This window comes from Bacillus sp. RC252 (assembly GCF_044909215.1).
Classification (GTDB): Bacteria; Bacillota; Bacilli; order Bacillales; family Bacillaceae_G; genus Bacillus_A; species Bacillus_A mycoides.
Window position 1 is genome coordinate 248,945 of the sequence record NZ_JBIYDV010000001.1, and the last position, 24,596, is coordinate 273,540.

The 24,596-nt window shown below is 35.7% G+C and carries 21 protein-coding genes; 6 read left to right on the forward strand and 15 right to left on the reverse strand.

Translation table 11 applies throughout. The features are described 5' to 3' along the window. Positions 1 to 10 precede the first annotated feature (10 nt). From ftsX to ABH960_RS01390, 6 genes are all read right to left on the reverse strand, one after another. Positions 11 to 904 carry a permease-like cell division protein FtsX gene (ftsX, locus tag ABH960_RS01365; RefSeq protein ID WP_002089596.1) on the reverse strand — a complete coding sequence of 298 codons (894 nt, stop codon included), beginning with the start codon at positions 902 to 904 and terminating at the stop codon, positions 11 to 13. After that, positions 894 to 1,580, reverse strand: a complete 687-nt coding sequence (ftsE, locus tag ABH960_RS01370; RefSeq protein WP_002016128.1) for a cell division ATP-binding protein FtsE — start codon at positions 1,578 to 1,580, stop codon at positions 894 to 896. Before ftsE ends, ftsX begins: the two co-directional genes overlap by 11 nt. A gap of 323 nt (positions 1,581 to 1,903) precedes the next feature. Continuing rightward, complete coding sequence (gene cccB / locus ABH960_RS01375; RefSeq protein WP_002089600.1) at positions 1,904 to 2,227, reverse strand: cytochrome c551; 324 nt, start codon at positions 2,225 to 2,227, stop codon at positions 1,904 to 1,906. Positions 2,228 to 2,683: 456 nt separating this feature from the next. Next, positions 2,684 to 3,782, reverse strand: a protein-coding gene (gene prfB / locus ABH960_RS01380) for a peptide chain release factor 2 (RefSeq protein ID WP_404442131.1) whose coding sequence is annotated in 2 segments (ribosomal slippage) — positions 2,684 to 3,709 and positions 3,711 to 3,782 — 1,098 coding nt in all. Because the reading frame shifts where the segments join, the coding sequence is not laid out codon by codon here. Positions 3,783 to 3,925: 143 nt separating this feature from the next. Beyond that, entirely contained in the window at positions 3,926 to 6,433 is a 2,508-nt protein-coding gene (gene secA, locus ABH960_RS01385) for a preprotein translocase subunit SecA (protein WP_002034761.1), read from the reverse strand. A gap of 254 nt (positions 6,434 to 6,687) precedes the next feature. After that, on the reverse strand, positions 6,688 to 7,626 hold the full coding sequence (locus ABH960_RS01390) for a helix-turn-helix transcriptional regulator (protein WP_404442135.1): 939 nt from the start codon (positions 7,624 to 7,626) through the stop codon (positions 6,688 to 6,690). A gap of 82 nt (positions 7,627 to 7,708) precedes the next feature. On the opposite strand from ABH960_RS01390, the gene ABH960_RS01395 reads away from it, so the two are divergent. Further along, positions 7,709 to 8,152 carry a VOC family protein gene (locus ABH960_RS01395; RefSeq protein ID WP_002139133.1) on the forward strand — a complete coding sequence of 148 codons (444 nt, stop codon included), beginning with the start codon at positions 7,709 to 7,711 and terminating at the stop codon, positions 8,150 to 8,152. Between the two features lie 103 nt (positions 8,153 to 8,255). Here the strand turns inward: ABH960_RS01395 and hpf are convergent, their stop codons facing one another. The 7 genes from hpf to ABH960_RS01430 all read right to left on the reverse strand — a co-directional run bounded on the left by hpf (position 8,256) and on the right by ABH960_RS01430 (position 14,532). Then, positions 8,256 to 8,798 (reverse strand): ribosome hibernation-promoting factor, HPF/YfiA family, encoded by a 543-nt coding sequence (hpf, locus tag ABH960_RS01400; protein WP_000671183.1) that lies wholly within the window; start codon positions 8,796 to 8,798, stop codon positions 8,256 to 8,258. Positions 8,799 to 9,118: 320 nt separating this feature from the next. After that, entirely contained in the window at positions 9,119 to 9,316 is a 198-nt protein-coding gene (gene cspC, locus ABH960_RS01405; RefSeq protein WP_002034757.1) for a cold shock protein CspC, read from the reverse strand. A 126-nt stretch (positions 9,317 to 9,442) separates the two neighbouring features. Beyond that, positions 9,443 to 10,147: a ComFC family protein gene (locus ABH960_RS01410; protein WP_404442139.1), complete on the reverse strand. Its 705-nt coding sequence runs from the start codon at positions 10,145 to 10,147 to the stop codon at positions 9,443 to 9,445. Continuing rightward, the gene (gene comFA / locus ABH960_RS01415) at positions 10,147 to 11,496 is read right to left on the reverse strand and encodes an ATP-dependent helicase ComFA (protein ID WP_404442142.1); all 1,350 of its coding nucleotides are present in this window, start codon (positions 11,494 to 11,496) and stop codon (positions 10,147 to 10,149) included. Before comFA ends, ABH960_RS01410 begins: the two co-directional genes overlap by 1 nt. 130 nt (positions 11,497 to 11,626) lie before the next feature. Next, on the reverse strand, positions 11,627 to 12,979 hold the full coding sequence (locus ABH960_RS01420; RefSeq protein WP_404442145.1) for a C40 family peptidase: 1,353 nt from the start codon (positions 12,977 to 12,979) through the stop codon (positions 11,627 to 11,629). A 233-nt stretch (positions 12,980 to 13,212) separates the two neighbouring features. Continuing rightward, positions 13,213 to 13,527 carry a winged helix-turn-helix transcriptional regulator gene (locus ABH960_RS01425; protein WP_002089608.1) on the reverse strand — a complete coding sequence of 105 codons (315 nt, stop codon included), beginning with the start codon at positions 13,525 to 13,527 and terminating at the stop codon, positions 13,213 to 13,215. A 162-nt stretch (positions 13,528 to 13,689) separates the two neighbouring features. Beyond that, positions 13,690 to 14,532: a DegV family protein gene (locus tag ABH960_RS01430; RefSeq protein WP_002016143.1), complete on the reverse strand. Its 843-nt coding sequence runs from the start codon at positions 14,530 to 14,532 to the stop codon at positions 13,690 to 13,692. Positions 14,533 to 14,770: 238 nt separating this feature from the next. Here ABH960_RS01430 and ABH960_RS01435 point away from each other — a divergent pair, with 238 nt between their 5' ends. Together ABH960_RS01435 and ABH960_RS01440 are read left to right on the forward strand one after the other, a co-directional pair. Then, entirely contained in the window at positions 14,771 to 15,406 is a 636-nt protein-coding gene (locus tag ABH960_RS01435) for a YigZ family protein (RefSeq protein WP_404442150.1), read from the forward strand. Between the two features lie 74 nt (positions 15,407 to 15,480). Continuing rightward, on the forward strand, positions 15,481 to 16,608 hold the full coding sequence (locus tag ABH960_RS01440; protein ID WP_002016146.1) for an LCP family protein: 1,128 nt from the start codon (positions 15,481 to 15,483) through the stop codon (positions 16,606 to 16,608). A gap of 53 nt (positions 16,609 to 16,661) precedes the next feature. Here ABH960_RS01440 and wecB read toward each other — a convergent pair whose 3' ends face one another. Together wecB and ABH960_RS01450 are read right to left on the reverse strand one after the other, a co-directional pair. Next, positions 16,662 to 17,777: a non-hydrolyzing UDP-N-acetylglucosamine 2-epimerase gene (gene wecB, locus ABH960_RS01445; protein WP_002034751.1), complete on the reverse strand. Its 1,116-nt coding sequence runs from the start codon at positions 17,775 to 17,777 to the stop codon at positions 16,662 to 16,664. A gap of 75 nt (positions 17,778 to 17,852) precedes the next feature. Further along, positions 17,853 to 19,223: a UDP-glucose dehydrogenase family protein gene (locus tag ABH960_RS01450; RefSeq protein WP_404442155.1), complete on the reverse strand. Its 1,371-nt coding sequence runs from the start codon at positions 19,221 to 19,223 to the stop codon at positions 17,853 to 17,855. A gap of 450 nt (positions 19,224 to 19,673) precedes the next feature. Between ABH960_RS01450 and ABH960_RS01455 the strand changes: the two genes are divergently transcribed. From ABH960_RS01455 to ABH960_RS01465, 3 genes are all read left to right on the forward strand, one after another. Beyond that, on the forward strand, positions 19,674 to 20,747 hold the full coding sequence (locus ABH960_RS01455) for a glycosyltransferase family 4 protein (protein ID WP_002068377.1): 1,074 nt from the start codon (positions 19,674 to 19,676) through the stop codon (positions 20,745 to 20,747). A 208-nt stretch (positions 20,748 to 20,955) separates the two neighbouring features. Continuing rightward, a complete protein-coding gene (locus ABH960_RS01460) occupies positions 20,956 to 21,693 on the forward strand; it encodes a polysaccharide deacetylase family protein (RefSeq protein ID WP_107887206.1) in 738 nt (245 codons plus the stop codon). 184 nt (positions 21,694 to 21,877) lie between these two features. Continuing rightward, positions 21,878 to 24,556 (forward strand): sigma-54-dependent transcriptional regulator, encoded by a 2,679-nt coding sequence (locus tag ABH960_RS01465; protein WP_404442159.1) that lies wholly within the window; start codon positions 21,878 to 21,880, stop codon positions 24,554 to 24,556. Positions 24,557 to 24,596: the final 40 nt, after the last annotated feature.

A 24,596-nucleotide genomic window follows, 5' to 3' on the forward strand; every position in this document is an offset into this window, starting at 1 on the left:
TTGCAACTTTTTATACTTTTAAGAAGCGACGAATTGACATTACACTTCCCCACATACCGATTAATGCACCGATTAACATTAATAAACCAGCTAATTGGAATACGAATGGGTTGTATGGTAGAAGCTCGAAAATTGTTCCGCCAAGTTTTTCATTAAACACACCTTGCAACGAATTATACATAACTAAAATTAGGCCAATTGGAATAATTGATCCTAATACTCCTAGGAATAATCCCTCTAACAAGAACGGCCAACGAATAAACCAGTTTGTTGCACCAACAAGTTTCATAATTTCAATCTCAGTACTACGAGCATAAATTGTAATTTTAATTGTGTTAGAGATTAAGAACATCGCTGTGAATAGAAGACCCGCAATTAACGCAATCCCGATGTTACGACCAGTTTTTACAGTATCAAATAATTTTTCAACTTGACCTTTACCGTATTGAACATTACTTACAAACTGCATTTTCTCAATCTTTTTCGCAATTGTTGCCGTATCTGTTGGTTCTTTCGCCTTTACAACAAATACGTTTTTCAGTGGGTTATCTTGCTCAAATAACTCGAACGTTTTTCCACTATCGCCTAAGCTTTTAATTAAACGTTTCAACTCTTCTTCTTTAGAAGAATATTTAATAGAATCTACTTTCGCAATTTTACTCATATCTTCTTCTAATTTCTTTTGATCAGCTTCTTTTGCTGCTGGATCAACATGCACACGAATTTCTACATCTTGCTCTACTTTCGTCGCAAAATGGTTCATATTCATAATCGCTGTCAAAAAGACACCTACAAGTAATAATGTAACTGTTACTGCACTTACAGAAGCAAATGTCATCCATCCGTTACGGGATAGATTTTTCACACCTTCTCGCAAATGTCGACTAAGGGTTTTAGCCTTCATATCCGTATCCTCCCTCAATCTCGTCTCGAACAATTCTTCCGCCTTCAATTGCAATTACACGATGACGAATTGTATTTACGATATCTGCGTTATGTGTCGCCATAACAATCGTTGTACCACGCTCATTAATACGTTTGAAAATCTTCATAATATCAAGAGCTGTTTCAATATCTAAGTTACCTGTTGGCTCATCGGCAATTACAACCTTTGGCTTATTTACAATCGCTCTTGCAATCGCCACACGTTGTTGCTCTCCGCCCGAAAGCTCATTTGGAAGTGCATCGGCACGCTCTTCAAGACCAACAAGACCTAACACTTCTGTAACGCGCTCACGAATCGCTTCCTTCTCTTCTTCAATTACTTCTAAAGCAAACGCAACATTCTCATATACCGTTAATTTAGGTAGCAATTTAAAATCTTGGAAAATTACGCCTAATTGACGACGGAAATATGGAACATCTCTTTCTGCTAATGTTTCAATTACAAGTCCATTTACATTAATTGATCCTGTAGATGGCTTCTCTTCACGATACATCATTTTAATAAATGTAGATTTTCCGGCTCCACTCGGTCCAACTACGTATACGAATTCACCTTGTTTAATGTTAACTGTGAGACCAGCAATGGCTTTCATACCATTTGGGTACTCCTTATAAACATTCGTCATTTTTATCATTATTTATCACCCAATACTTAATGATTTTTTTCGAAATACTTTTCTGTACATTTGAAAATAAAAGAACAACCTTTATTTTCGCTCGACCATTCTTGTTGAAGGTAGCTTCCATACATGCTCTTTATTAGCAACGCTACTCTATGTAATATATTTCATCAAAATTCTACAAACCCCATTGTAACATCAATCGGTTTCCAATTCGGATACAGTTTTGTTACAGTTCTGTTACATCCCAAGAAAAGGTAAACGAGCTCATGTAATTACTTAACCCGAAGCACTTTTCGGTCAAGTTATACAATCAGCTCGTTTATTAATTACGTTTCTTATTTATGCTCCGCTAACCATTCAGCTACTTTTTTTGCGTCTTCACCTTGAATAAGTCCAGGTGACATTGAGCCGCGACCTTTTTTAATAATTTCTTCGATATCTGCAGCGTCATACTTACTGCCTACTTTTCTTAAATCAGGTCCAGTTGCTCCTGATAAATCTTTAGCGTGACAACCTATACAACTTTTTTGGTAAATTTGCTCTGCGCTATCTGTGCTTGCAGATTGTTTTGATGGTTTACTCTCTTCTTTATTTCCACATGCTCCTAAAGCAAAAACGACTGATGTCCCCAGCGTAATAGCCAACAATTTCTTTTTCACTTCTATCGCTCCCCATTGTTGATATTCTTTTCATTCATAACTAGGCAATAGTTTTCATAACACATTCAATATTCATTATAAGCATTATCTTTATATAGAAAAACTAAGGTGTATTTCATATTTTTTACAAATATAGTGAGAAGCCTAATGAAATAAGCTTTCATAAATTGTTTCAATTCTGTGAACACCTTAGAAAGTTCTATAAAGAGCCTTTTTCTCCAATCAAAACTGAGAAATTCCATATAAAGTCCTACTCTATTACCACTTTGTTTTACTATTCTCTACCTTTTACAAAACAATATACGGCATTGTATTCTACATATAATCTCATCAAAAAGAGAAGTTGTCGTTTCCAACTTCTCTTCCTCTTTATTTCATCAATATAAATAAGATAAGCCTCTTTATATCCTCTTGGACCTCAACATGTGCCAACAATTCTGTTGGCTTTTTCTCTTATTAAATACGAGAACGTAAATACGCATCAATAAACGGATTAATTTCTCCATCCATAACTGCTTGTACGTTACCAACTTCTGTATTTGTACGATGGTCTTTCACAAGAGAATACGGGTGGAATACGTAAGAACGGATTTGGCTTCCCCATCCAATTTCTTTTTGCTCTCCGCGAATCTCATCTAATTGTGCTTGTTGTTCTTCTAATTTCTTTTGATATAATTTCGCTTTTAGCATTTTCATCGCATGCTCACGGTTTTTAATTTGAGAACGCTCTGACTGACATGTTACAACCGTGTTTGTTGGTAGATGAGTTATACGAACTGCTGAATCTGTCGTATTAACGTGCTGTCCACCTGCACCACTTGCACGATACGTATCTATTTTCAAATCTTCTGTACGCACTTCAATTTCAACTTCATCATTGAATTCAGGTACAACTTCACAAGATACGAACGATGTATGACGACGACCTGAAGAATCGAACGGTGAAATACGTACAAGACGATGTACACCTTTCTCCGCTTTCAAGTAACCGTAAGCGTTATGACCTTTAATTAATAATGTAACACTCTTAATACCAGCTTCATCGCCCGGTAAGTAGTCAACCGTTTCTACTTTAAACCTACGTTTTTCAGCCCAGCGCGTGTACATACGTAATAACATAGAACCCCAGTCTTGTGACTCTGTTCCACCTGCACCTGGGTGTAATTCTAAAATAGCGTTATTTTTATCATAAGGATCGCTTAATAGTAACTGCAGCTCGTACTCATTCATTTCTTGAATTAAAGTTTTCACTTCAGATTCTAGTTCCTCATGTAAATCTTCATCATACTCTTCTTTAAGTAAGTCATGCGTCATTTCTAAGTTTTCGAACGTCTCATCTAAATGACGGAACCTTCCAACCATATCTTTCAGCGCATTCGCTTCATTAATTACAGCTTGTGCGCCTTGTTGGTCATCCCAAAATCCTGCGCCCATCATCGTTTCTTCTAATTCTGCAATTTGTTTTTCCTTAGTAGGAAGGTCAAAGAGACCCCCTAAAAGCCGCTAATCTCTTAGCCATTTTTTCTAATTCTTGCCTAATTTCTACTAATTCCATTTCCTTCACCTCTATGTAATTGCTGTTACTTTCATATGAAAACAAGGGAAACTCTCTCCGCTTATTACGGAGAGAGTTTAATCCTTTTCATTATACATTTTTGATGTAAAAATTTGCAAAGCAGTCTAAACTACAGTTTCTTATTACTGCCCAATGCCACAACAGTTTTTATATTTCTTGCCACTACCACATTTACATAAATCGTTGCGTCCCATTTGGTCACCTTTTACAACCGGTTTTTTCTTCGCGTCTTCGCCATCGCTTGATGGATGAACAGCTTCACCTTGAACAACTTCTTGACGCTCTAAGTTTTGCTCAATTTCAGCTTTCATAATGTAACGAGAGATTTCCTCTTCAATAGAAGCGATCATCGACTCGAACATTGCGAATCCTTCCATTTGGTATTCACGAAGTGGATCGATTTGCCCGTAAGCACGTAAATGAATACCTTCACGAAGATGATCCATTGCATCGATATGATCTGTCCATTTCGTATCTACAACACGGAATACAACAACCTTTTCGAATTCACGCGTCTGCTCTTCAGGTAGAAGCTTCTCTCTTTCATTATAACGCTCTAACAATTTCGCGATAATTGATTCGCTCATTTCTTCTGGAGCAAGGCGACGTAACTCTTCTTCTTTTACATCTCCTTCTTCAAGAAGGTTTGTATTTAAGTAATCGACAAGACCTTTAATGCTCCAATCTTCTTCGATTTCTTCTTGCGTATGAAGTGCAACAGCACGTTCTATCGTAGATTTCATCATACCTTCAATAATACTGCGTAAGTTCTCTGAATCCATTACTTCTTGACGCTGTTTATAAATTACTTCACGTTGTTGACGAAGTACATCGTCGTATTGCAATAGTTGCTTACGTGCATCATAGTTATTTCCTTCCACACGTTTTTGTGCAGATTCTACAGCACGAGAAACCATTTTACTTTCGATTGGCTGTGAATCATCCATACCAAGACGATCCATCATCGCTTTCATATTGTCAGAACCGAAGCGGCGCATTAGTTCATCTTCCATTGATAAGTAGAACTGTGTTACACCAGGGTCCCCTTGACGACCAGAACGACCACGTAACTGATTATCAATACGACGGCTTTCGTGACGCTCTGTACCGATAACTGCTAGACCGACGTTTCTAATATCGTCGCCTAACTTAATATCCGTACCACGACCAGCCATATTCGTCGCAATTGTTACAGCGCCTTTCATACCAGCTTCTGCAATGATATCTGCTTCACGCGCATGGTTTTTTGCATTTAAGATATTATGACGTACACCTTTACGTGTTAACATTTTTGAAATAAGCTCTGACGTTTCAATTGCAACTGTACCAACAAGAATAGGTTGCCCTTGCTTATGACGATTTACAATATCCTCAACAACTGCATTGAATTTACCTTCCATTGATTTGAAGATTAAATCAGCACGATCATCACGAATAATATCTTTATTCGTTGGAATTACGATAACATTCATATTGTAAATACTACGGAATTCTTCTTCTTCCGTTTTCGCTGTACCAGTCATACCAGATAATTTTTCGTACATACGGAAGTAGTTTTGGAACGTAATTGTTGCAAGCGTCATACTTTCATTTTGAATTTCTACGCCTTCTTTTGCTTCAATAGCTTGATGTAAACCTTCGCTATAACGACGACCTTTCATAAGACGACCAGTGAATTGGTCTACGATTACGATTTCGCCTTCTTGTACAACATAATCTGTATCAAGGTGCATAACAACATGTGCACGAAGCGCCTGATTAATATGGTGAAGAAGTGCTACATGTTTTAAATCGAATAAGTTATCGATATGGAAAGCTTTCTCAGCTTTCGTAATACCATCTTCTGTTAACATTACATTTTTCGTTTTCACATCAAATGAATATTCTTTTTCATTTTCTAATGTACGAACGAATGCATTTGCAAACATGTATAGCTCTGCTGATTTTTGAGCTTGTCCCGAAATAATAAGCGGCGTACGTGCTTCATCGACTAAAATAGAATCGACTTCATCGATGATAGCAAAATTAAGTGGACGCTGAACGCACTGCTCTCTATATAACACCATGTTGTCACGTAAGTAATCGAACCCAAGCTCGTTATTTGTGCTATACGTAATATCAGCAGCATAAGCAGCTTGTTTCTCTTCACGTGACATACTATTTAAGTTAATCCCTACAGTTAAGCCAAGGAACTCATGAAGTTGTCCCATTTCGCTCGCATCACGTTGCGCTAAGTATTCATTGACTGTAACAACGTGAACACCTTTTCCTGTTAATGCGTTTAAATATACAGGTAAAGTAGATGTTAACGTTTTACCTTCACCTGTTTTCATCTCAGAGATATTTCCTTCATGTAAGGCGATACCACCCATTAGCTGTACGCCATATGGACGCATTCCAAGAACACGATTCGCTGCTTCACGAACAACCGCAAAAGCTTCAGGAAGTAGATCATCTACTGTCTCACCTTTTGTCAGACGTTCTTTAAATTCAATCGTCTTTCCTTTTAATTGTTCATCAGTTAGCGGCTTAATAGATGATTCTAATGCATCAATTTGCTCCACTGTCTTCTGCATACGTTTAATTTGGCGTTGGTTGACATCAAATACCTTTTTTAAAATACCGATCATAGGAAATACGCTCCTCTTTTATTAAAATAAAACTTCCGATTGCTTTCTTTTTCTCTTTACAATCAGTCGTTATAAAAATCAAATTTATGTTATGCCAATTTTTCTCCTAATTTAAAAAGCTAAAATGTATAAACCTAATGATAATTGTAACACTTGTCTTATAACTATGACAACAATCGTCCAAATGTCGAGCCATAGATTCAGAAAAAATTTTTATTTTATTTTATTTCTTCCAACAAACTACTATCTCTTCGTTACAAATTTTGTATTAAATCTAAGTAGTATTCTTTCAAGTTCTCTTTTAAAGAAGATGGCTCAATTATTTTTATAGTTTTACCAAAACTAGCTAGATATGAAATGATAAAGTTGATTTCAGCAGGCTCATAAGTTCCTATTAAATATGTATCTTCACATTCTTCCCATAATTTCATCGAAGGATATTGTTGTTGCTTGAATATCTCTATCCCCCTCGCAGTAATTGAGCATTTAAATTGAATAGCTTGTTCAGTTGCCTTCCAAAGACTATGTGCGTTATGTATATTTATATTTTCCAAATCCAGACTATCCTGAGCATCTACCATTTCTAACGACCTAATACGATCACAGCGAAACACTCGATAAGTCTCTTTATCTAAATCGTAAGCCTGACAATACCAATAACCTTTCATTGCATAAATCGAAATCGGCTGAATACGGCGCATTGTCGTTTGTTTCGGCGTTACATAGTTTATAGTTAAAGGCCTATTTTGAACAGCAGCTAACAAAATCTCTTCTAGATAACCACATTCATGTGCTTGTTCCAAATGAAAAAAGGATACTCTTTTTTGCAAGTTTTCAATTTGCTCACGCTGTTTTGACGAAACACTATCTAAAAATTTCTTATTAATGGAACGAAACGAGATTTGAAAAGGAATACTTACAAAACTACTTAGTGCCTGCATTGCAAAATAAAGTGCAAAAACTTCATGATTTGTAAATGAAATCGGTGGTAATGTCATCGTTTTTATTAAACGATACCCTCCATACCGACCATACTCTGCAAAAAGAGGTACACCCATTTCCTCTAATGATGCAATATCACGTAAAGCTGTCCTTTTTGAAATTTGAAATTCATCCATTAAATCTTTCAATGTGAATATTTGTTTTTGATTAATAAAACGTAGCATCTGATTTAAACGCTCAACTTTTTTCATAAACTCTCCCTATAGGTGCCACATATTGGCACCTTATATTTGTATAGTAATAAGTGTAAACATATATGAAGGAGGCAATACAATGAACTTTGAAGTAATCCCTTTTTTATCATTAAATGGGCAAGGTGCTAAAGCAATTGCATTTTACGAACAGTATTTAGACGCAAAAGTTTTATTTAAAAAGAATTATAAAGAAATGAAAGAAATAGATCCGAATTTCACGTATAAAGAAAGCCAAGAACATTATATTACCCATTCCGTTTTACAAATTGGCACTAATAAAATTATGATTGCAGAACAGGCAGTGGATTCCACACGCCCTTGGCAATTAAGTAATAGCTCATCATTATGCATTCAATCTAAAGATTTCCAAACCATTGAAGCACTCTATCACAATCTAATTCAACATGATGAGGTTTATATTTTAACACCTTTTGAAAAAAACTCCTTCAGCCCTGGTTACGCCATTGTGCGAGATCCTTTTGGAATAGTAATACAATTGACCGTTACAAAACATGACTTCTAAATTTCATTACGAATAAGCCATTTAAATTCATATCAATATTACAAGATAGGAAGGCAAAAACATATAAAAAAAGCGCAGCCATTTCGGCTGCGCTTTTGAATGATTATTTTGTTTCGATTAAACCATATTTCCCATCTTTACGGCCATATACAACATTAGTTTCATTTGTATCAGCATTTGTGAAGACGAAGAAATTATGTCCTAGCATATCCATTTGTAAGATCGCTTCTTCAACGTCCATCGGTTTTAAATCGAATCGTTTTGTACGTACAAGTTCTAATTCATCCTCTTCTACCGCATCCAGAACAGCTACTGCTTCTGGAAGGATAAAGTTAGTTTTCACAGAACCTTTTTCACGTAATTTACGGTTTACTTTTGTTTTATGTTTACGAATTTGTCGCTCAAGTTTATCAACTACTAAATCGATAGCAGCGTACATATCGCTATTTGTTTCTTCTGCACGAAGTAATAAATCTGTAAATGGAATTGTTACCTCGATACGTTGCTTGTCAGAGTATACTTTTAAATTAACTTTAATCTCTGGGAATGTATCAAAATAACGCTCTAATTTACTTAGTTTTTTCTCTACATATTCCTTTAATGCTGGAGTTACTTCAATATTTTCACCACGAATGTTGAATTTCATAGATGAATTCCTCCTTTCAAGCCTATGTACTATAATTTCGACATTGGCTTAAAAACTCCTTCTAATTTTTTTGAAAAATTAGTGGAATTGCGATTTTTTTATCGTTTTTTGTTGAAATGAAAAGATGCATCGTTTCTATCTTTATTTTATCCTATTAACATCATGAATAACGAATGTAACTGTGGACAATTAGTTACAGAAAAGAAACAACTTTTTGACAACTTACCCACAACAAAAAAGCCCTTGTTACGAGCAAGAGCTTTCGCCATCTATATAATGCTGCTAAAAATACAGCTCTATCTTTTCCAAAAACTTAATTTTTACAGTTTCACAACATTATCCGCTTGTGGCCCACGTGCTCCATCAACAATATCAAACTCCACTTGTTGACCTTCTTCTAACGACTTATACCCATCTTGTTGAATAGCAGAAAAATGAACAAACACATCGTCACCATCCTCACGCTCAATAAACCCAAATCCCTTTTCTGCATTGAACCATTTTACTCGTCCTTGCATGTTCATTCCATTCCCTTCACTCTTAAAATCAGGGCATTCGCCCCATATTCTGACTATAGCGAATGACAAGACTGTAAGTCAAAGAAGACCTGTCGTCTTTTTATTACCCCTTTCGACATTCACATATTAACCTCTACAAAGCGTCAAACAAGAAACCTCTCTCGCTCCTCGATCATACAAAAGGCTTCCAATTTGCCTAACAGTAATTCCTGTCGTATACACATCATCCACGATTAAAACATGTTGCTCATGAAACATCTCTTCTCCCTGAAAATAAAAAGGATTAACTCCTGATATCCTTTCTTTACGCTTCTTCTTACTTTGTTTTTCTGTTTCAATTCTTCTTAATGATGTACAAAACATTTTGATAGGCAAACAAGAAGCTAGTAACTCCGCTTGATTAAAACCACGCTCGTATTCTCGCGCTTCACTAAGAGGAACAGGAATGGCAACTGAAACATTCGCAAAATATTTTTGAAAAAGACTTCGAAAAGGCTGATGAAAAATATGCACTAATTCAGCATCTCCTCGAAATTTAAACTGTGCTAATATTTCTTTCATCGCTTCATCATACACATACAACGAACGATTTATGAGAGGCGGAAACCCCTGCTCGTTCGTCCACCTTATGCAGTCCATACAAATATCCCCGTTTTTATATTCAGCTGGTACAAGTTCTAAAGGCCGACCACACTCCTTGCAAATATCTCCTATAATATAGGAAAGTTTTTGTTCACATCTATCACATATATACTTTTTATGAAGCTTAACAAAAAAAGTGTACCAACTAATCGCATATGAAATATACTCATCACAAAGTAGACAATGCATCAATCTATCAATCCTTGTTCTTTAGCATTCTTATTCATACTTTGAATATGTTTTTTCGCACGCACCATCGCCTCTGTCTTTCCATAATGAAAATAGATAACATCTCCATGCGGTTCATCAGAGCTTCTGCCAGCACGCCCTGCAATTTGAACGAGAGCACTTTCTGAAAATATTTCTTCCTCAGCTCCTAAAACTGCAACTTGTAAATTTTTCACAGTTACTCCTCGTTCCAAAATCGTCGTTGTAACTAATAAAGGGATTTCTCCTTTTCTGAAAGCTGCTACCTTCTCTTTTCTCGCCGAATCTTCTGCATGCACACCGTCAATTTGATTGTTTAATGATTTTAATAACTGGCTAATTTCTTCTACATATCGCACATGAGGAACAAATAGAAAAATGGGGTATCGTTTCGATAAGTACAGATTTAACCATTGTAATAAAGCACGAGGAATTTTTTTACGTATAACACCCTTTTTCCAATTTCCGCACCACCGAAATATCGGAACTGGCAATGGATGACGATGGTATCGCCCTGAAATAATAACCCCTTTTTGCTTACCACTTCGCAACTTACGCTTCCACTTTTCATCTGGAGTTGCAGTTAAATAAATACGTGCTGCCTTCTCTTTCATCGCTTCGTTTACTGCATACTGCAACATCTTATCTGCATGATACGGAAAAGCATCTATCTCATCTACAATCATGACATGGAACGCCCTATAATAACGTAACAATTGATGTGTAGTTGCAACGATTAACGCCGCATCTTTTTCTCGGTCTAAACTCCCTCCATATAGAGCAGCTACATTTATATTTGGAAACACTTCTTGTAATCTTGGTGCTAATTCAAGTACAACGTCCGTTCTCGGCGTTGCAATACAAACCCTTTCTCCCTTTTGTAGTGCCTCTGCAATTCCGCGAAACAACATTTCTGTTTTTCCAGCCCCGCACACCGCCCAAATAAAAAATGATTCTTTCTGCTTAACGGCGTCAACGACACTTTGCGCAGCTAACTCCTGACCGTCAGACAAAATGCCTTCCCACTGTAACGGATTCAAATAACTTTCTCCGCTTATTTCAGCAATCCCGCGAACAAGTACAGTACATTCACTTACCCTGCCCATCGTTATACATTTCCGGCAATACGTACATACTTTATTGCACCTTTTACATAGCAATGATGCAAATAGTCGCTTCTCTATATTTCCGCAGCGCTGACACATATATTTTGAAGACTTCTTAATTACCCCTTGTACACAAACGACGTCTCGATTCCTTTTCAGATGATCCAATTTATCCTGCAAATCTGAAGAGAGTTCTTCTAACAGTAACTGTCTACCAGCTAACATCATCAATAGCCACCTCCAGCACTACTATAAATCCTTCTCTTTATCTCGTAAAAACTCAAAAAAGCCGATAACCTACTTATAAAATAGTAAGCTATCGACTTTATACACGTTTTTTATTCAGTTATAAATCCTAGAATCTACCGTATCCTAAGAAATGTTTTTGGTTGTAGCTACTGCTTAAGCTAGCGTAATCAATCCCTTTATCACCAGCATGAATCATTTGGTCGTTACCAACGTAAATACCGATGTGAGATGGACCGTCTTTATAAGTATTTTGGAAGAATACTAAATCTCCCGGCTGCGGGCTACTTACTTTAGAAACTGAATTCCAATATCCATTAACATCTTGACGTCCTACACCATAAATGTAAGAAATGAATCCACTACAGTCAAAACCGCCGTTTGATGGAGATGCACTTCCCCAAACATATGGCATTTTTAGGTATTGTTGTGCTTTACCAATTACGCCAGTATCCGGAGTTGGCCCTGGTGCTGGTGCTGGCTCTGTTTTTTTGTTTTCTTGTTTAGGTGTCTCTTTTTTAGGCTCTTCTTTTTTAGGTTCTTCTTTTTTAGGTTCTTCTTTTTTAGGTTCTTCTTTTTGAGCTTGTCCAGCATTGTTTGCTGGTGCAGCTTGTTGAGCTTGTGCTTCTTTAGCAGCTTGTTCTGCTTGTTTTTGAGCAGCAGCTTCTTGTGCCGCTTTTGCTTGCGCTTCTTCTTCCGCAATACGTTGTAATTGCAGTGCTTGTTTCTCAAGATCTTTCAATTGACCTTCCGTACTTGTCATTGTAGTTACAACTGTATCCATTTTACCGCTTAAATCGTTTACTGCTGTTGCTTTTTTCTCTTTTTCAACGTCAAGTTCTTTCTTAGCAGTTTCAATTTGAGCTTGTGCTTCTTTTAATTCTTTTTGTTTTTCTTTTACTGTCTCAACATCTTTTTTCACGTTCGTTTGATCTTCTTGTTGTGTTTTCATGATATCTTCGTCAGATTCCATAATTTTAGACACAGAAGCTAAACGATCAACTAAATCTGCAACGTTTTTAGAGTTTACAAGAACTTCTGTTACAATGTTCGTATTTGGCTGTTCTTGTAGTGCAACTAAACGTTTTCTTAATAACTCTTCACGTTTTGCAATCTTTGTTTGTAGTTCTGCAATATCTTTATTTTTATTTTCGATTAATTGCTCAGTATCAGAAACTTTTTTTGTTGTTTCATCAAGTTTTGAAGCGTTCTCTTGAACAGACTTATCCAAACCTTGGATTGTTTTGTTTAAGTCATTCATTTGTTTTTGTAATTCATCACGTTCTTGTTGTTGTTTATGTAAAGTATCATTTTGTGTGTTAATTTGTGATTTCACGTCAGAAATTTTATCTTCTGCAAATACATTTGGTGTTAGCCCTGAAAACATTAACCCTGCAACTAATGCGCAAGATGCCATTTTTAGCTTTTTCATTTTATTTTTTACACCGCTTTCTTTTTTCATTTTCCGTATATAACCTATTAAAATTTATACCATAATTCGGGAGTTTTTTTGCTAATGTTACGGTTTTGTAAAATAAATGTAATATTACATTTATCTCTATAGCAAAGTATATCTAAATTTGTATATATATGTAGAATTTCAAGAGCCTTATACCGTTTTTTATAGGATTGAAAAAAAACGTAAGGGAACCCCTTACGTTTTGAAAATACTCCAATATGAATGAAATAGAAACGTTACTTCATCCATTTCTCAGCCCAATTTTGGACCTCATCCATAACACTTTCCAACGCTTTCCCTTTATCAGTTACACCGTACTCGATTCTAACTGGTACTTCTGGGTAAACATTACGAACTACAATACCTTCGCCTTCTAATTCCTTTAAACGTTCTGACAACATACGATCGCTCATATTCGGTATAATATCTGCGATTTCTCTGAAACGTTTCGGCTCTTCAAGTAAAGATTTAATAATTAAGCCAGTCCATTTCTTACTAAGCATTGTAAAAGCTGACTCAAACTTTGGACATAAACAAGAATTATGCTCCATATGTTTCACCTCTCTTCTATTATAATATAGTTTCTTGTAAAAAGTAAGTAATAAAACTTTCCTCATTATTTAATTTTACATACATTTTACCATTTCCAAATATTAACTTGTCAAATCCCCGTAAAAAAACCCTCTTCAAGTAAGAGAGCTTTTATATCTTTATCACTTCGTATACCAACCTAAACCAAGCGCACCTTCACCTAAATGCGTCCCAATTACAGCTCCGAAATAACTCGTACGAATTGTAACATGAGGGTATATCTCTTCTAATTCTTGTTTCCATTCATTAGCTTCCTCTTCACGATTCGCATGAATAATAACAGCTTCCATAGGCACACCTTTATTTGCCTGCTCATCAAAGATTTCAACGATACGCTTTAACGCTTTTTTACGCGTACGAATTTTTTCGAATGGAATAATTACTTTATCCCTAAAGTATAATACTGGTTTTACTTGTAACAAACTACCAATGAAAGCTTGTGCACTATTTAATCTTCCACCACGTTGTAAATGATGTAAATCATCCACTACAAAATAAGCATCCATCGTTTGCTTCATTTCATCAAAGCGAGCGATAATCTCTTCTGGGGCTTTCCCTTCACTTACTAATTTCGCCCCTTCACGCACGTAAAACCCTTGTACTTCACAACTAATTTCAGAGTCGTACGTATATACATCAATACCATCTACCATCTGTCCAGCTGCCGTTGCTGTTTGATATGTACCACTAATTCCACTGGAAAGGTGAATGCTAATAACTGCATCATATTCTTTAGATAACTCTTCATATAACTCTAAAAACTTTCCAATTGCTGGTTGCGAAGTTTTCGGAAGTTCTTCTTGTTCACGTACCTTTATATAAAAATCATTTGCTGAAACTTCAGCCTCTTCTTGATAAGATTCCGTTCCAAACACAACGTTTAATGGAATCATATATATATTGAGTTCGTCACGAATATGCTTCGGTATATATGCTGTACTATCGGTAACAATAGCTGTTTTCATTTTCGTACCTGCCTTATAAAAAATTTTTATCCCCTAATTTTACACGAAAACTAGAAAAGGTGCATCCATACATAAAAATGCCGGCTAGAAACTACAATCACTCGCTCGACAAATTACAACAAAAAGATAAAATACTCACCAAAAATTTCAACATATTTGTAAAAAATGTTTGAATATAAAAACGCTCGCTTTTAAAATGTAAAGTACTAGTTATTTTGAAAGATAGGGGCGTATACCATTGTTATTACAATATTTAACAATAAAAGGCTATGGAGAGCACGAAATTGTGATTCAAAAATCAAGATTCATTTGCTATGTGAATCGCGCCACAACGGAAGAGGAAGCTCAAGCATTTATACAAAAAATAAAAAAACAGCATTGGAATGCAACACATAATTGTTCCGCATATTTAATCGGTGAACAAGATCAAATTCAAAAGGCAAACGATGACGGCGAACCGAGTGGCACAGCTGGTGTACCTATGTTAGAAGTATTAAAAAAGCGAGGTCTAAAGGATACTGTCGTTGTCGTCACGCGCTATTTTGGTGGCATTAAACTTGGTGCTGGTGGATTAATTCGCGCATATGGAAAATGTACAAGTGAAGGACTTAATCACGTAGGCGTTGTTGAGCGAAAACTAATGCGCGTTATGGAAACAGAAATTGATTACACATTGCTTGGTAAAGTTGAAAATGAATTACGTAATTCAGAATATAACATTAAAGATATACATTATCTAGAAAACGTCACATTCGATACGTATGTAGAAGAAAATCGAAAACAAGCATTTACGGATTGGATGATTGAATTAACAAACGGGAAGTGTACAATTAAAGAAGGAGATATGTTGTACTTAGAACAAGGTGTTATCTAAGAATAGCTAACGTCTCGCCTTTAAAGATTAATGTAGTGAATTAATTCCCTACAAATGAACTAAGGAGATTATATATGGAAGAACGTTATTATCATCTCCAAAATAGCAGAATAAAAAAGAAACGTAGAAGAAAGTTTTTCTTCTTTCTTATTTTCGCATTTTTATTTGGTAGCGTAGGACTTTATATGTTAAATTCCTACACTTCTCTCATGGGGATGTACAGTGGATTTAGCCGTGAAAAATCTAAATTACGAGCAGAAGATGTGGAAATCACAAAAAAACCTTTCACAATACTAATTATGGGTATTGAGGATTACGCAACAGATGGTCAAAACGGCCGAACAGATTCACTCATGTTCGCGACAGTTAATCCAAACTCAAAAAAGGTTTCACTTATGAGTATCCCACGCGATTCTCGTGTTAAGATTGTTGGCAAAAATAAAGAAGACAAAATTAACGCTGCCCATGCTTACGGTGGAGAAAAAATGGCAATCGACACCGTCGAAGAGTTTTTAAAAGTTCCTGTTGATCATTATATTAAAATTGATTTCCAAGGATTTAAAGGTATCGTTGATGCTGTTGACGGTATTACCGTTGATGTCCCCTTCGATTTCTGGGAACGCTCTGACGTGGATTACTATAAAAAAATCCAATTTAAACAAGGTCAACAGAACTTAAATGGTGAAGAAGCACTCGCATACGTCCGTATGCGAAAGCAAGATCCTAACGGTGATTATGGTCGAGCTGCTAGACAAAGACAAGTACTGGCTGCTGTTGCCCAAAAGCTAAACTCTGCTTCTACCGTATTTAAAATTAAAGATTTAACAAAGGTAGTTGGAAAATATATAAAAACCGATATTCCTATTTCAGACGGACTTGCTCTTTACAATAAAATCTCTGGATTCGACCCTTCTACAATACAAACGTTAAAACTTGAAGGAGAAGACAGAAAAATTGGCGGTATTTATTACTTCCTTCCAGATCCAATCAGTGTAGAGACTGTACGTAACGAAATTGAAAAGGAAATAGGAGAAAAAGCAAAAGTTCCAACAGAGACTACGAAAAATGAGAATACAAATTCCGATTCAAATTCTAACTCCAGCGCAAAAGCAAAGAAGGAGCCGAGTGAGAACAAAACACCACCGCCTCCTCCCCCTTCTACAAATGCTCATGCAGAGTGGATTATGAGGAATCATGAATAAAAAAAGAGCCAAATCGTATACGATTTGGCTCTTTTTATTTCACGCAATTGTTGTTACTTCTTAAAGTGTTGTAAAATCGCTTCTACAATACGCTCAGACGCACGACCATCGCCGTAAGGGTTAGATGCTTTCGTCATCTTATCATGAGCTTCTTTATCAGATAACAACTCATCAGCAAGACCAAAGATTGTCTCTTCATCTGTTCCTGCTAATTTCAGCGTACCTGCTTCGATACCTTCTGGGCGTTCCGTCGTATCACGAAGGACAAGGACTGGCACACCTAGTGATGGTGCTTCCTCTTGTACACCACCAGAATCAGTTAACATTAAGTATGAACGAGCTGCAACGTTATGGAAATCAATTACATCTAACGGCTCAATTAAATGAATACGGCTATGCTCGCCTAAAATATCATTCGCTATTTCGCGAACAACAGGATTCATATGAACAGGGTATACAACTTGTACATCTTCGTGCTTATCAACAAGACGCTTAATTGCACGGAACATATTGCGCATTGGTTCTCCTAAATTTTCACGACGGTGTGCTGTCATAAGTACAAGACGATCATTTCCAAGTTTCTCTAACACCGAATGGCTATAAGTTTCTTTTACAGTTGTCTTCAATGCATCGATCGCTGTATTTCCTGTTACGAAAATGCGTGACTCATCTTTATTTTCTTTTTGTAAGTTCGTTGCTGATTTTGTTGTAGGTGAGAAATGAAGATCCGCCATTACACCTGTTAGTTGGCGATTCATCTCTTCTGGATATGGAGAATACTTATCCCATGTACGAAGTCCTGCTTCAACATGTCCTACTGGAATTTGATTATAAAAAGCAGCTAAGCTTGCAATAAATGTCGTCGTTGTATCACCATGCACAAGTACGATATCAGGCTTCGCTTCTTTCATTACTTTATCTAAACCTTCTAAACCACGTGTTGTAATATCGATTAACGTTTGACGATCTTTCATGATATTCAAATCGAAATCTGGCGTAATTCCAAAGATATTTAATACTTGATCTAACATTTGACGGTGTTGTGCTGTTACAGTCACAATTGATTCAATCTTTTCTGGGTGCTTTTGCAACTCTAATACAAGAGGTGCCATTTTAATTGCTTCTGGTCGTGTCCCGAAAATTGTCATTACTTTTAAACGTTCAGTCATTCCATTGCCTCTTTTCTTTCACTAGTTAAAACTTCTATTATCGCATATAAAAATATGCATGTGAAAATATACTTTTTAACGCACCTGAGAAACATTACTATTACAGGCGCCTTTTCGCCCAACTGAGTAATAATCTAATCCATGCTTCTCGGCATCCTCATTAGTATAACAATTTCTCCCATCAAATAGAATAGGTTCCCTCATAAGCTGTGCATACTTTGCTAGCGGATAATTTCGAATTGATTCCCATTCTGTTACGATAAAAGCTGCATGCGCCTCTCTAATCGATTCATCTATACACTCAGCGTATCGTATCGTATTTCCAAATAAACCTCTTACATTTTGAATGGCTTGTGGGTCATATAAAACCACATCCGCACCTATATTAATTAATTCTTCTATTATAATAAGTGATGGTGCTTCCCTAATATCGTCAGTATTCGGTTTGAATGCTGCACCAAGAACCGCAATTCGCTTCTTCTTCATATCTATAATTTTCTTCGCTTTTTCAACTAACAACAACTGTTGTTTATTATTCACTTCAATGACTGCTTTCAACAAGCGAAAATCATGAGAAACATTCCCTGCAATTTGCACAAGTGCTTTCGTATCTTTTGGAAAACAAGATCCTCCATATCCGATGCCTGCATTTAAAAAAGATGCACCAATTCTCTTATCCATCCCCATCCCTGTAGCTACATCTACTATATCTGCACCCACTTGCTCACATATATTAGCAATTTCATTAATAAAACTAATCTTCGTAGCTAAAAAAGCATTAGATGCATATTTAATCATCTCAGCACTTCGAATATCTGTAATATACGTTTGTAAGCTTAATTTGCTGTACAAATTCTCTACTTTCCTTGCCGCTTCTTCACTACATGATCCAATTACGATACGATCACCATGAAAAAAATCATAAATACCAGAACCTTCTCTTAAAAACTCTGGATTCGATACAATATATAATTCATGTCTACCTTGTAGTTTCCCCTCAATCCATTCTCTCATTACATCATTTGTCCCTACAGGAACCGTACTTTTCGTAACAACAATAATATCGTTATTCACATATGTTCCAATATCATCACAAGCACTACGAATATACGTTAAATCTGCTGTTCCATCTAATAAAGATGGCGTTCCAACTGCAATAAATATAAACTCTACATCATTAAATGCCGCTGATTTACTTGCTGTAAAAGTTAAATGATTATTCTCGTATGCTTCATTTATTAATTCATTTAATCCACATTCATAAATAGGTAACTCGCCTTGTTTAATCCGTTCAATTTTCCCACTATTTATATCGAGACATGTGACTGAATGTCCCAATCTCGCCAATCCTACTCCTGTAATCAATCCAACATATCCGGTACCTATTATCGTAATTTTCATTTTCTTTTCGCACAGGAATATACATAAGAAAATATACGAATACATAGAACTCCCCCTGTGCTTCCCCCTCTCACACTAAGAATGAGAAAACTCTTTCACTTCTTTATTATATGAATCGTTTTTTTATTATTTTTTAAGATTTTGTAAAGTTAAATGATGCAATATATACAAAATGTAAATTCCCACAATTTAACACGGAACTTACTCATTTTACGTGCAACACTTATAATACTGAAACAAAAGTCATCGCTATATGAGAGGAGAGTACAATGTCATATTACAAGCCACAATATGAAATCAACCTTCTCAAAGGAAACAACATTCCATATCCAATTGTCATATATTCTATTCACTCCCCTTTACAGTCAAAAGAAAAAAAGATTGAATTCTAATCTTTTTGTGATACCATATGTTATGAGCCTGTAAACAAACATCATAATTTTCAGATAAATACGATTGAAAAAATTACGTTAAACTATAAAGGGTGGGGTATTAATGGACTCACAAGTGATTTATGCCATTTTGGCATCTTTCATCACTGTACTCGTCGTTACTCCTTTAGTTATTAAATTAGCTTTCAAAATAGGAGCAACAGACAAGCCAAATGCGCGTAAAGTACACCAAAAAATTATGCCTCGTCTTGGCGGGTTAGCAATTTTCATCGGTGTAGCCGTAGGATTTGTTGTCGGTGGATTGTACGAACAAAGAATGTTATCGATAACTTTAGGTGCTATCATCATTGTTATCATCGGGATTTTAGATGATATGTACGAACTATCTGCGAGGGTAAAATTCGGTGGACAACTATTAGTTGCCATCATGATTGTAAAAAGTGGATTATTAGTGCAAGTATTATATATTCCAATTCTTGGAGATACTGAACTCGGATGGCTTGCTTATCCAATTACTGTATTTTGGATTGTAGGTATTACAAATGCCATCAACTTAATTGATGGATTAGATGGATTATCCGCAGGGATTTCATCTATCGTACTTGCAACGCTAGCATATATGGCCTTCACTAGCCCATGGGGTACTGGAGCAGCTATTATATTACCTCTAGCACTGATTACATTAGCAAGTACAATTGGATTTTTATTCTACAACTTCCATCCAGCAAAAATTTTCATGGGAGATACAGGAGCACTATTTTTAGGATACTGTATTTCTGTTATATCGTTACTTGGATTATACAAAAGCGTAACGTTATTCAGTTTTATCGTTCCAATCATTATTTTAGGTGTACCTATATTTGATACGACATTTGCAATTATCCGCCGTATCGTAAATAAAAAGCCTATTTCAGCACCTGATAAATCGCATTTACATCACCGTTTGCTTGCAATGGGATTCTCTCATCGTAAAACGGTACTAATTATTTACGCATTGGGTATTTTCTTTAGTGTAAATGCAATTATTTTCAGTAGTGCAACATTATGGTTATCCATTATTCTTCTTTTCATTTTAATCTTCTTTACAGAAATCATTGCTGAAGTAATCGGTCTTGTACACGAACGTTACAAACCAATTATTTCCTTCTATAAAAAAGTGAAAAAACGCGAAGACTAATTGTAGTATAGCCTTTACTATTATGAAATATTCAAATAGCATCCTCTTTTCATAAGAGGATGCTATTTTTTATTTTTTAATCCTTATTCCCCATTTCCAAAATATAGATTGTTTGAGAGTGCCTCTATTGGAGAAAGATATACGTATAACGAAAAAAGTATCAAATTTTCATTTTTACATCTTGATTGTCAAACTGAGGGTGAATGTTATGATCAAGCGATTACTTCAATGTATAATTTTATTTTTAACTATTACTATGTACGCATCATCGAATACAAAAGCTACTACAGACATTCAAGTAAAAGATTACCAAAGTACTCAAACTACCTCTCCTACAACAAAAATTGCGTACTTAACATTTGATGACGGACCAAATAAATACACACCACAAATTTTAAATATTTTAAAAGAGAAGAACGGAAAAGCAACTTTCTTCGTTATTGGCGGAAAGGTGCCACATTATAAAAAAACGATGGAGCGATTGATTAAAGATGGACATTATATCGGTCTCCATAGTATGTCGCATGATGTAAAACGTCTTTATACTGGCGATCCATCTGTTTTAATTGCAGAAATGGAGCAAACCCAAAGCATTGTCCAGCAAGTTACACATTTAAATACACATCTCGTTCGGGTCCCATACGGTAGCATGCCTTACTTAAAAAAGAATTACCGTGACGCACTCGTATCGGCCCAGTATAAAATGTGGGATTGGACAATTGATACATATGACTGGAAAAGCTATGATAATCCTTCCGCAATACTAGAAAGAGTACGAAATCAAAGCGATGAACAAGTAGAGGTTATTTTAATGCATGATTCTAGTGTCACAGTGCAAATACTCCCAAAAGTAATTGATTATTTACACTCACAAGGATATAAACTACTTCCCTACAATCCATCTTCACATCTCGAAGTGAATTTTTGGAAAGACACAAGATTGTAACAGCTTTAGTGCCTATGTACTAAAGCTGTTTTACCCCGCGTTAACGGGCAATTGGTGAAGGCTAATAATCAGTGGGAATGAACAAAAACCCCACTGATTAAAGTTTCACTTTATTTTTCTCTTCCCACACTTCTCATTTTTGTGTAAAATTTTAAATAGTGATGAAGTTTCGAGGTGAATAGAAATGAAACGAATAGATCTCATTTTTAACGCAATACAAAAAGGGAATTATACAGAAGGTATAACAGCATCAGAAATCGCTACACTTCTACAGTTAGACCGTGCAAATGTTAGTAGCGATTTAAACAAGCTTGTGAAAGATAATCGTTTATTAAAAACGAGTACACGCCCTGTCCGTTTTTATATAGAAACGAACTCTTCATTGGAAACGCATTCAACAAAGGGCACTTCATTAGATACATTTGCTATTGAAAATACAAGCCTAAAAATTGCAATTGAAAAAGCAAAAGCTTCTATTCTCTATCCTCCAAACGGTATGCATACTTTATTACTTGGAGAAACAGGTGTCGGAAAATCGATGTTCGCTTCTTTAATGCACGAATACGCAATTGAAGTGGAACAACTTCCAAAAGATGCACCTTTTATCGTCTTTAACTGTGCTGATTATGCAAACAATCCACAACTACTACTTGGACAGTTATTTGGGATAAAAAAAGGAGCTTACACAGGTGCCAGTGATCAAAAAGGGTTAATTGAAAAAGCACATGAAGGAATCCTCTTCTTAGATGAAGTACATCGCCTTCCTCCAGAAGGACAAGAGATGCTCTTCACATTTATTGATCGCGGAGTATACCGCCGCCTTGGAGAAACGGAAAATGAACGTAAGGCACGAGTGTTGATTATTACTGCAACAACCGAAGAACCGAATTCATTTTTATTAAAAACATTTACAAGACGTATTCCGATGACCGTTACGCTTCCACCACTTCGTGAGCGAACACATAAAGAACGGTTTGCTTTACTACAGCTATTTTTCACAAATGAAGCAATTCGTCTAAGGAAAGAGATTCATGTTAGTCCAAATACAATGCGTGCTTTCGTCTTTTACAATTGTCCAAATAACATCGGCCAATTGAAAACGGACGTACAAATTGCCTGTGCAAAAGCTTATTCTGATTTCGTAACAAAAAAACGTGATTCTGTCTATGTTTCAAGTACAGATTTACCTTGGTATATGAAAGAAGGATTATTTATTGAAAGAAAGAGCCGTCATCTATATCAAATACCAAATGAAACATTTGTATTTACAGGTGATGAAGGTTGGAGTAAACATACAATAAAACCCGAAGGAAGTCGCTCTTCTATTTACGATTATATTGATTATAAATATGAAGAACTTCAAGCACGCGGCATTGAAGAGGAAGAATTAGAATTACTAATAGAAAATGATATTCAAAGCTTTTTCGTCCAATACTTTAACCAAATATCTAAAAAAACAAGTCATGAAAATGTTTTTAAAATTGTGGATCGTAATATCGTTTCCGTATGTGAAAAAATTGCGGAACTAGCTGAAAAATATTTATCTAAAACTTTCGATGAAAAAGTATTTCTCGCTTTAAGTTTACATGTACAGACAACTCTACAACGTTTACAGGGCGGGAAACAAATTCACCACCCACAATTAAATCAAATTCGCACGAAATATAAAGAAGCTTTTTCCGTAGCTATGCAATGTATTCAGCTATTAGAAGAAGAATTACAAATAACAATACCTATTGATGAAGCTGGCTTTTTAACAATGTTCTTCGTTGTTGATCCAATTCCTGCCTCACAAACAGAAGTAAAAGTATTAATATTAGCACACGGTAATGGTATCGCAACAGAAATGGCAAACGTTGCAAACGAACTTCTCGGTATTGATGAAGTAACTGGTATCGATATGCCCTTGTATGAATCACCAAAAGACTTCTTAGAGCGTGTTAAAGTGTATATGAAAACACTTCAAAATGTAAACGGGCTTCTCTTACTTGTTGATATGGGGTCTCTCGCTTATATTGGTGATATATTAGAAACTGAATTCAAAATCCCTGTACGTGTTCTTTCCATGACGAGTACACCACACGCACTAGAAGCAGCTCGAAAAGCTCAACTTGGCTATTCATTAGATGCACTATACGAAACAGTGAAGAACTTAACGCCGTTCTATTTAAACGTACAGGAAGAAAAGAAAAAGCCACTATCGCCAATGAAATCCGTGATTTTAACAGCTTGTTTAACCGGTGAAGGAAGTGCTTTAGCAATTCAAAAAATGTTAGAGAACTATTTACGCTTTGATAAAGACTTAATTGAAATTATTCCGATTAGCATCGTTCATGAAAAAGATTTAACGAAAATGATCGAGAACATAAAAAAAGAGCGTAATATCATTTGTATCGTCACGAATTTCGATATGCAAATACCTTGCTTAACATATCATTTTCAAGATATTGTGAACTACACAGCTATTCAACCAATTCAAGAATTGATTACGTATGAAGAAACCTATGCAAAAATGGCTGATATTCTTGAACAACAAATGCAGCGTAACGATGGAGCATTACTTATTAAAATAATTCGTTATGCATTAAATACAATTCAAGAATTGATTTCTTTACAGCTAACTCCCGACAGTTTAATGGGTGTGATTTTGCATATGAGCTGCATGGTTGACCGTCTTCAAAAAGGCGAAAGTCTCCTCCCTCATCCTGATAAAGAGAAACGAAGACAAGATGAGTACTGGATGTATATGAAAGTGAAAAAAGCATTGCAACCTATTGAAAATACATTTGAGATACAAATCCCAGATGACGAAGTATTTTATATAATGGACTTCTTCATTAAAAATCAGCCTGTAAAAAATTAAACTAGGCAGTTTTTTAAATATATCGACCGTAACACGAATT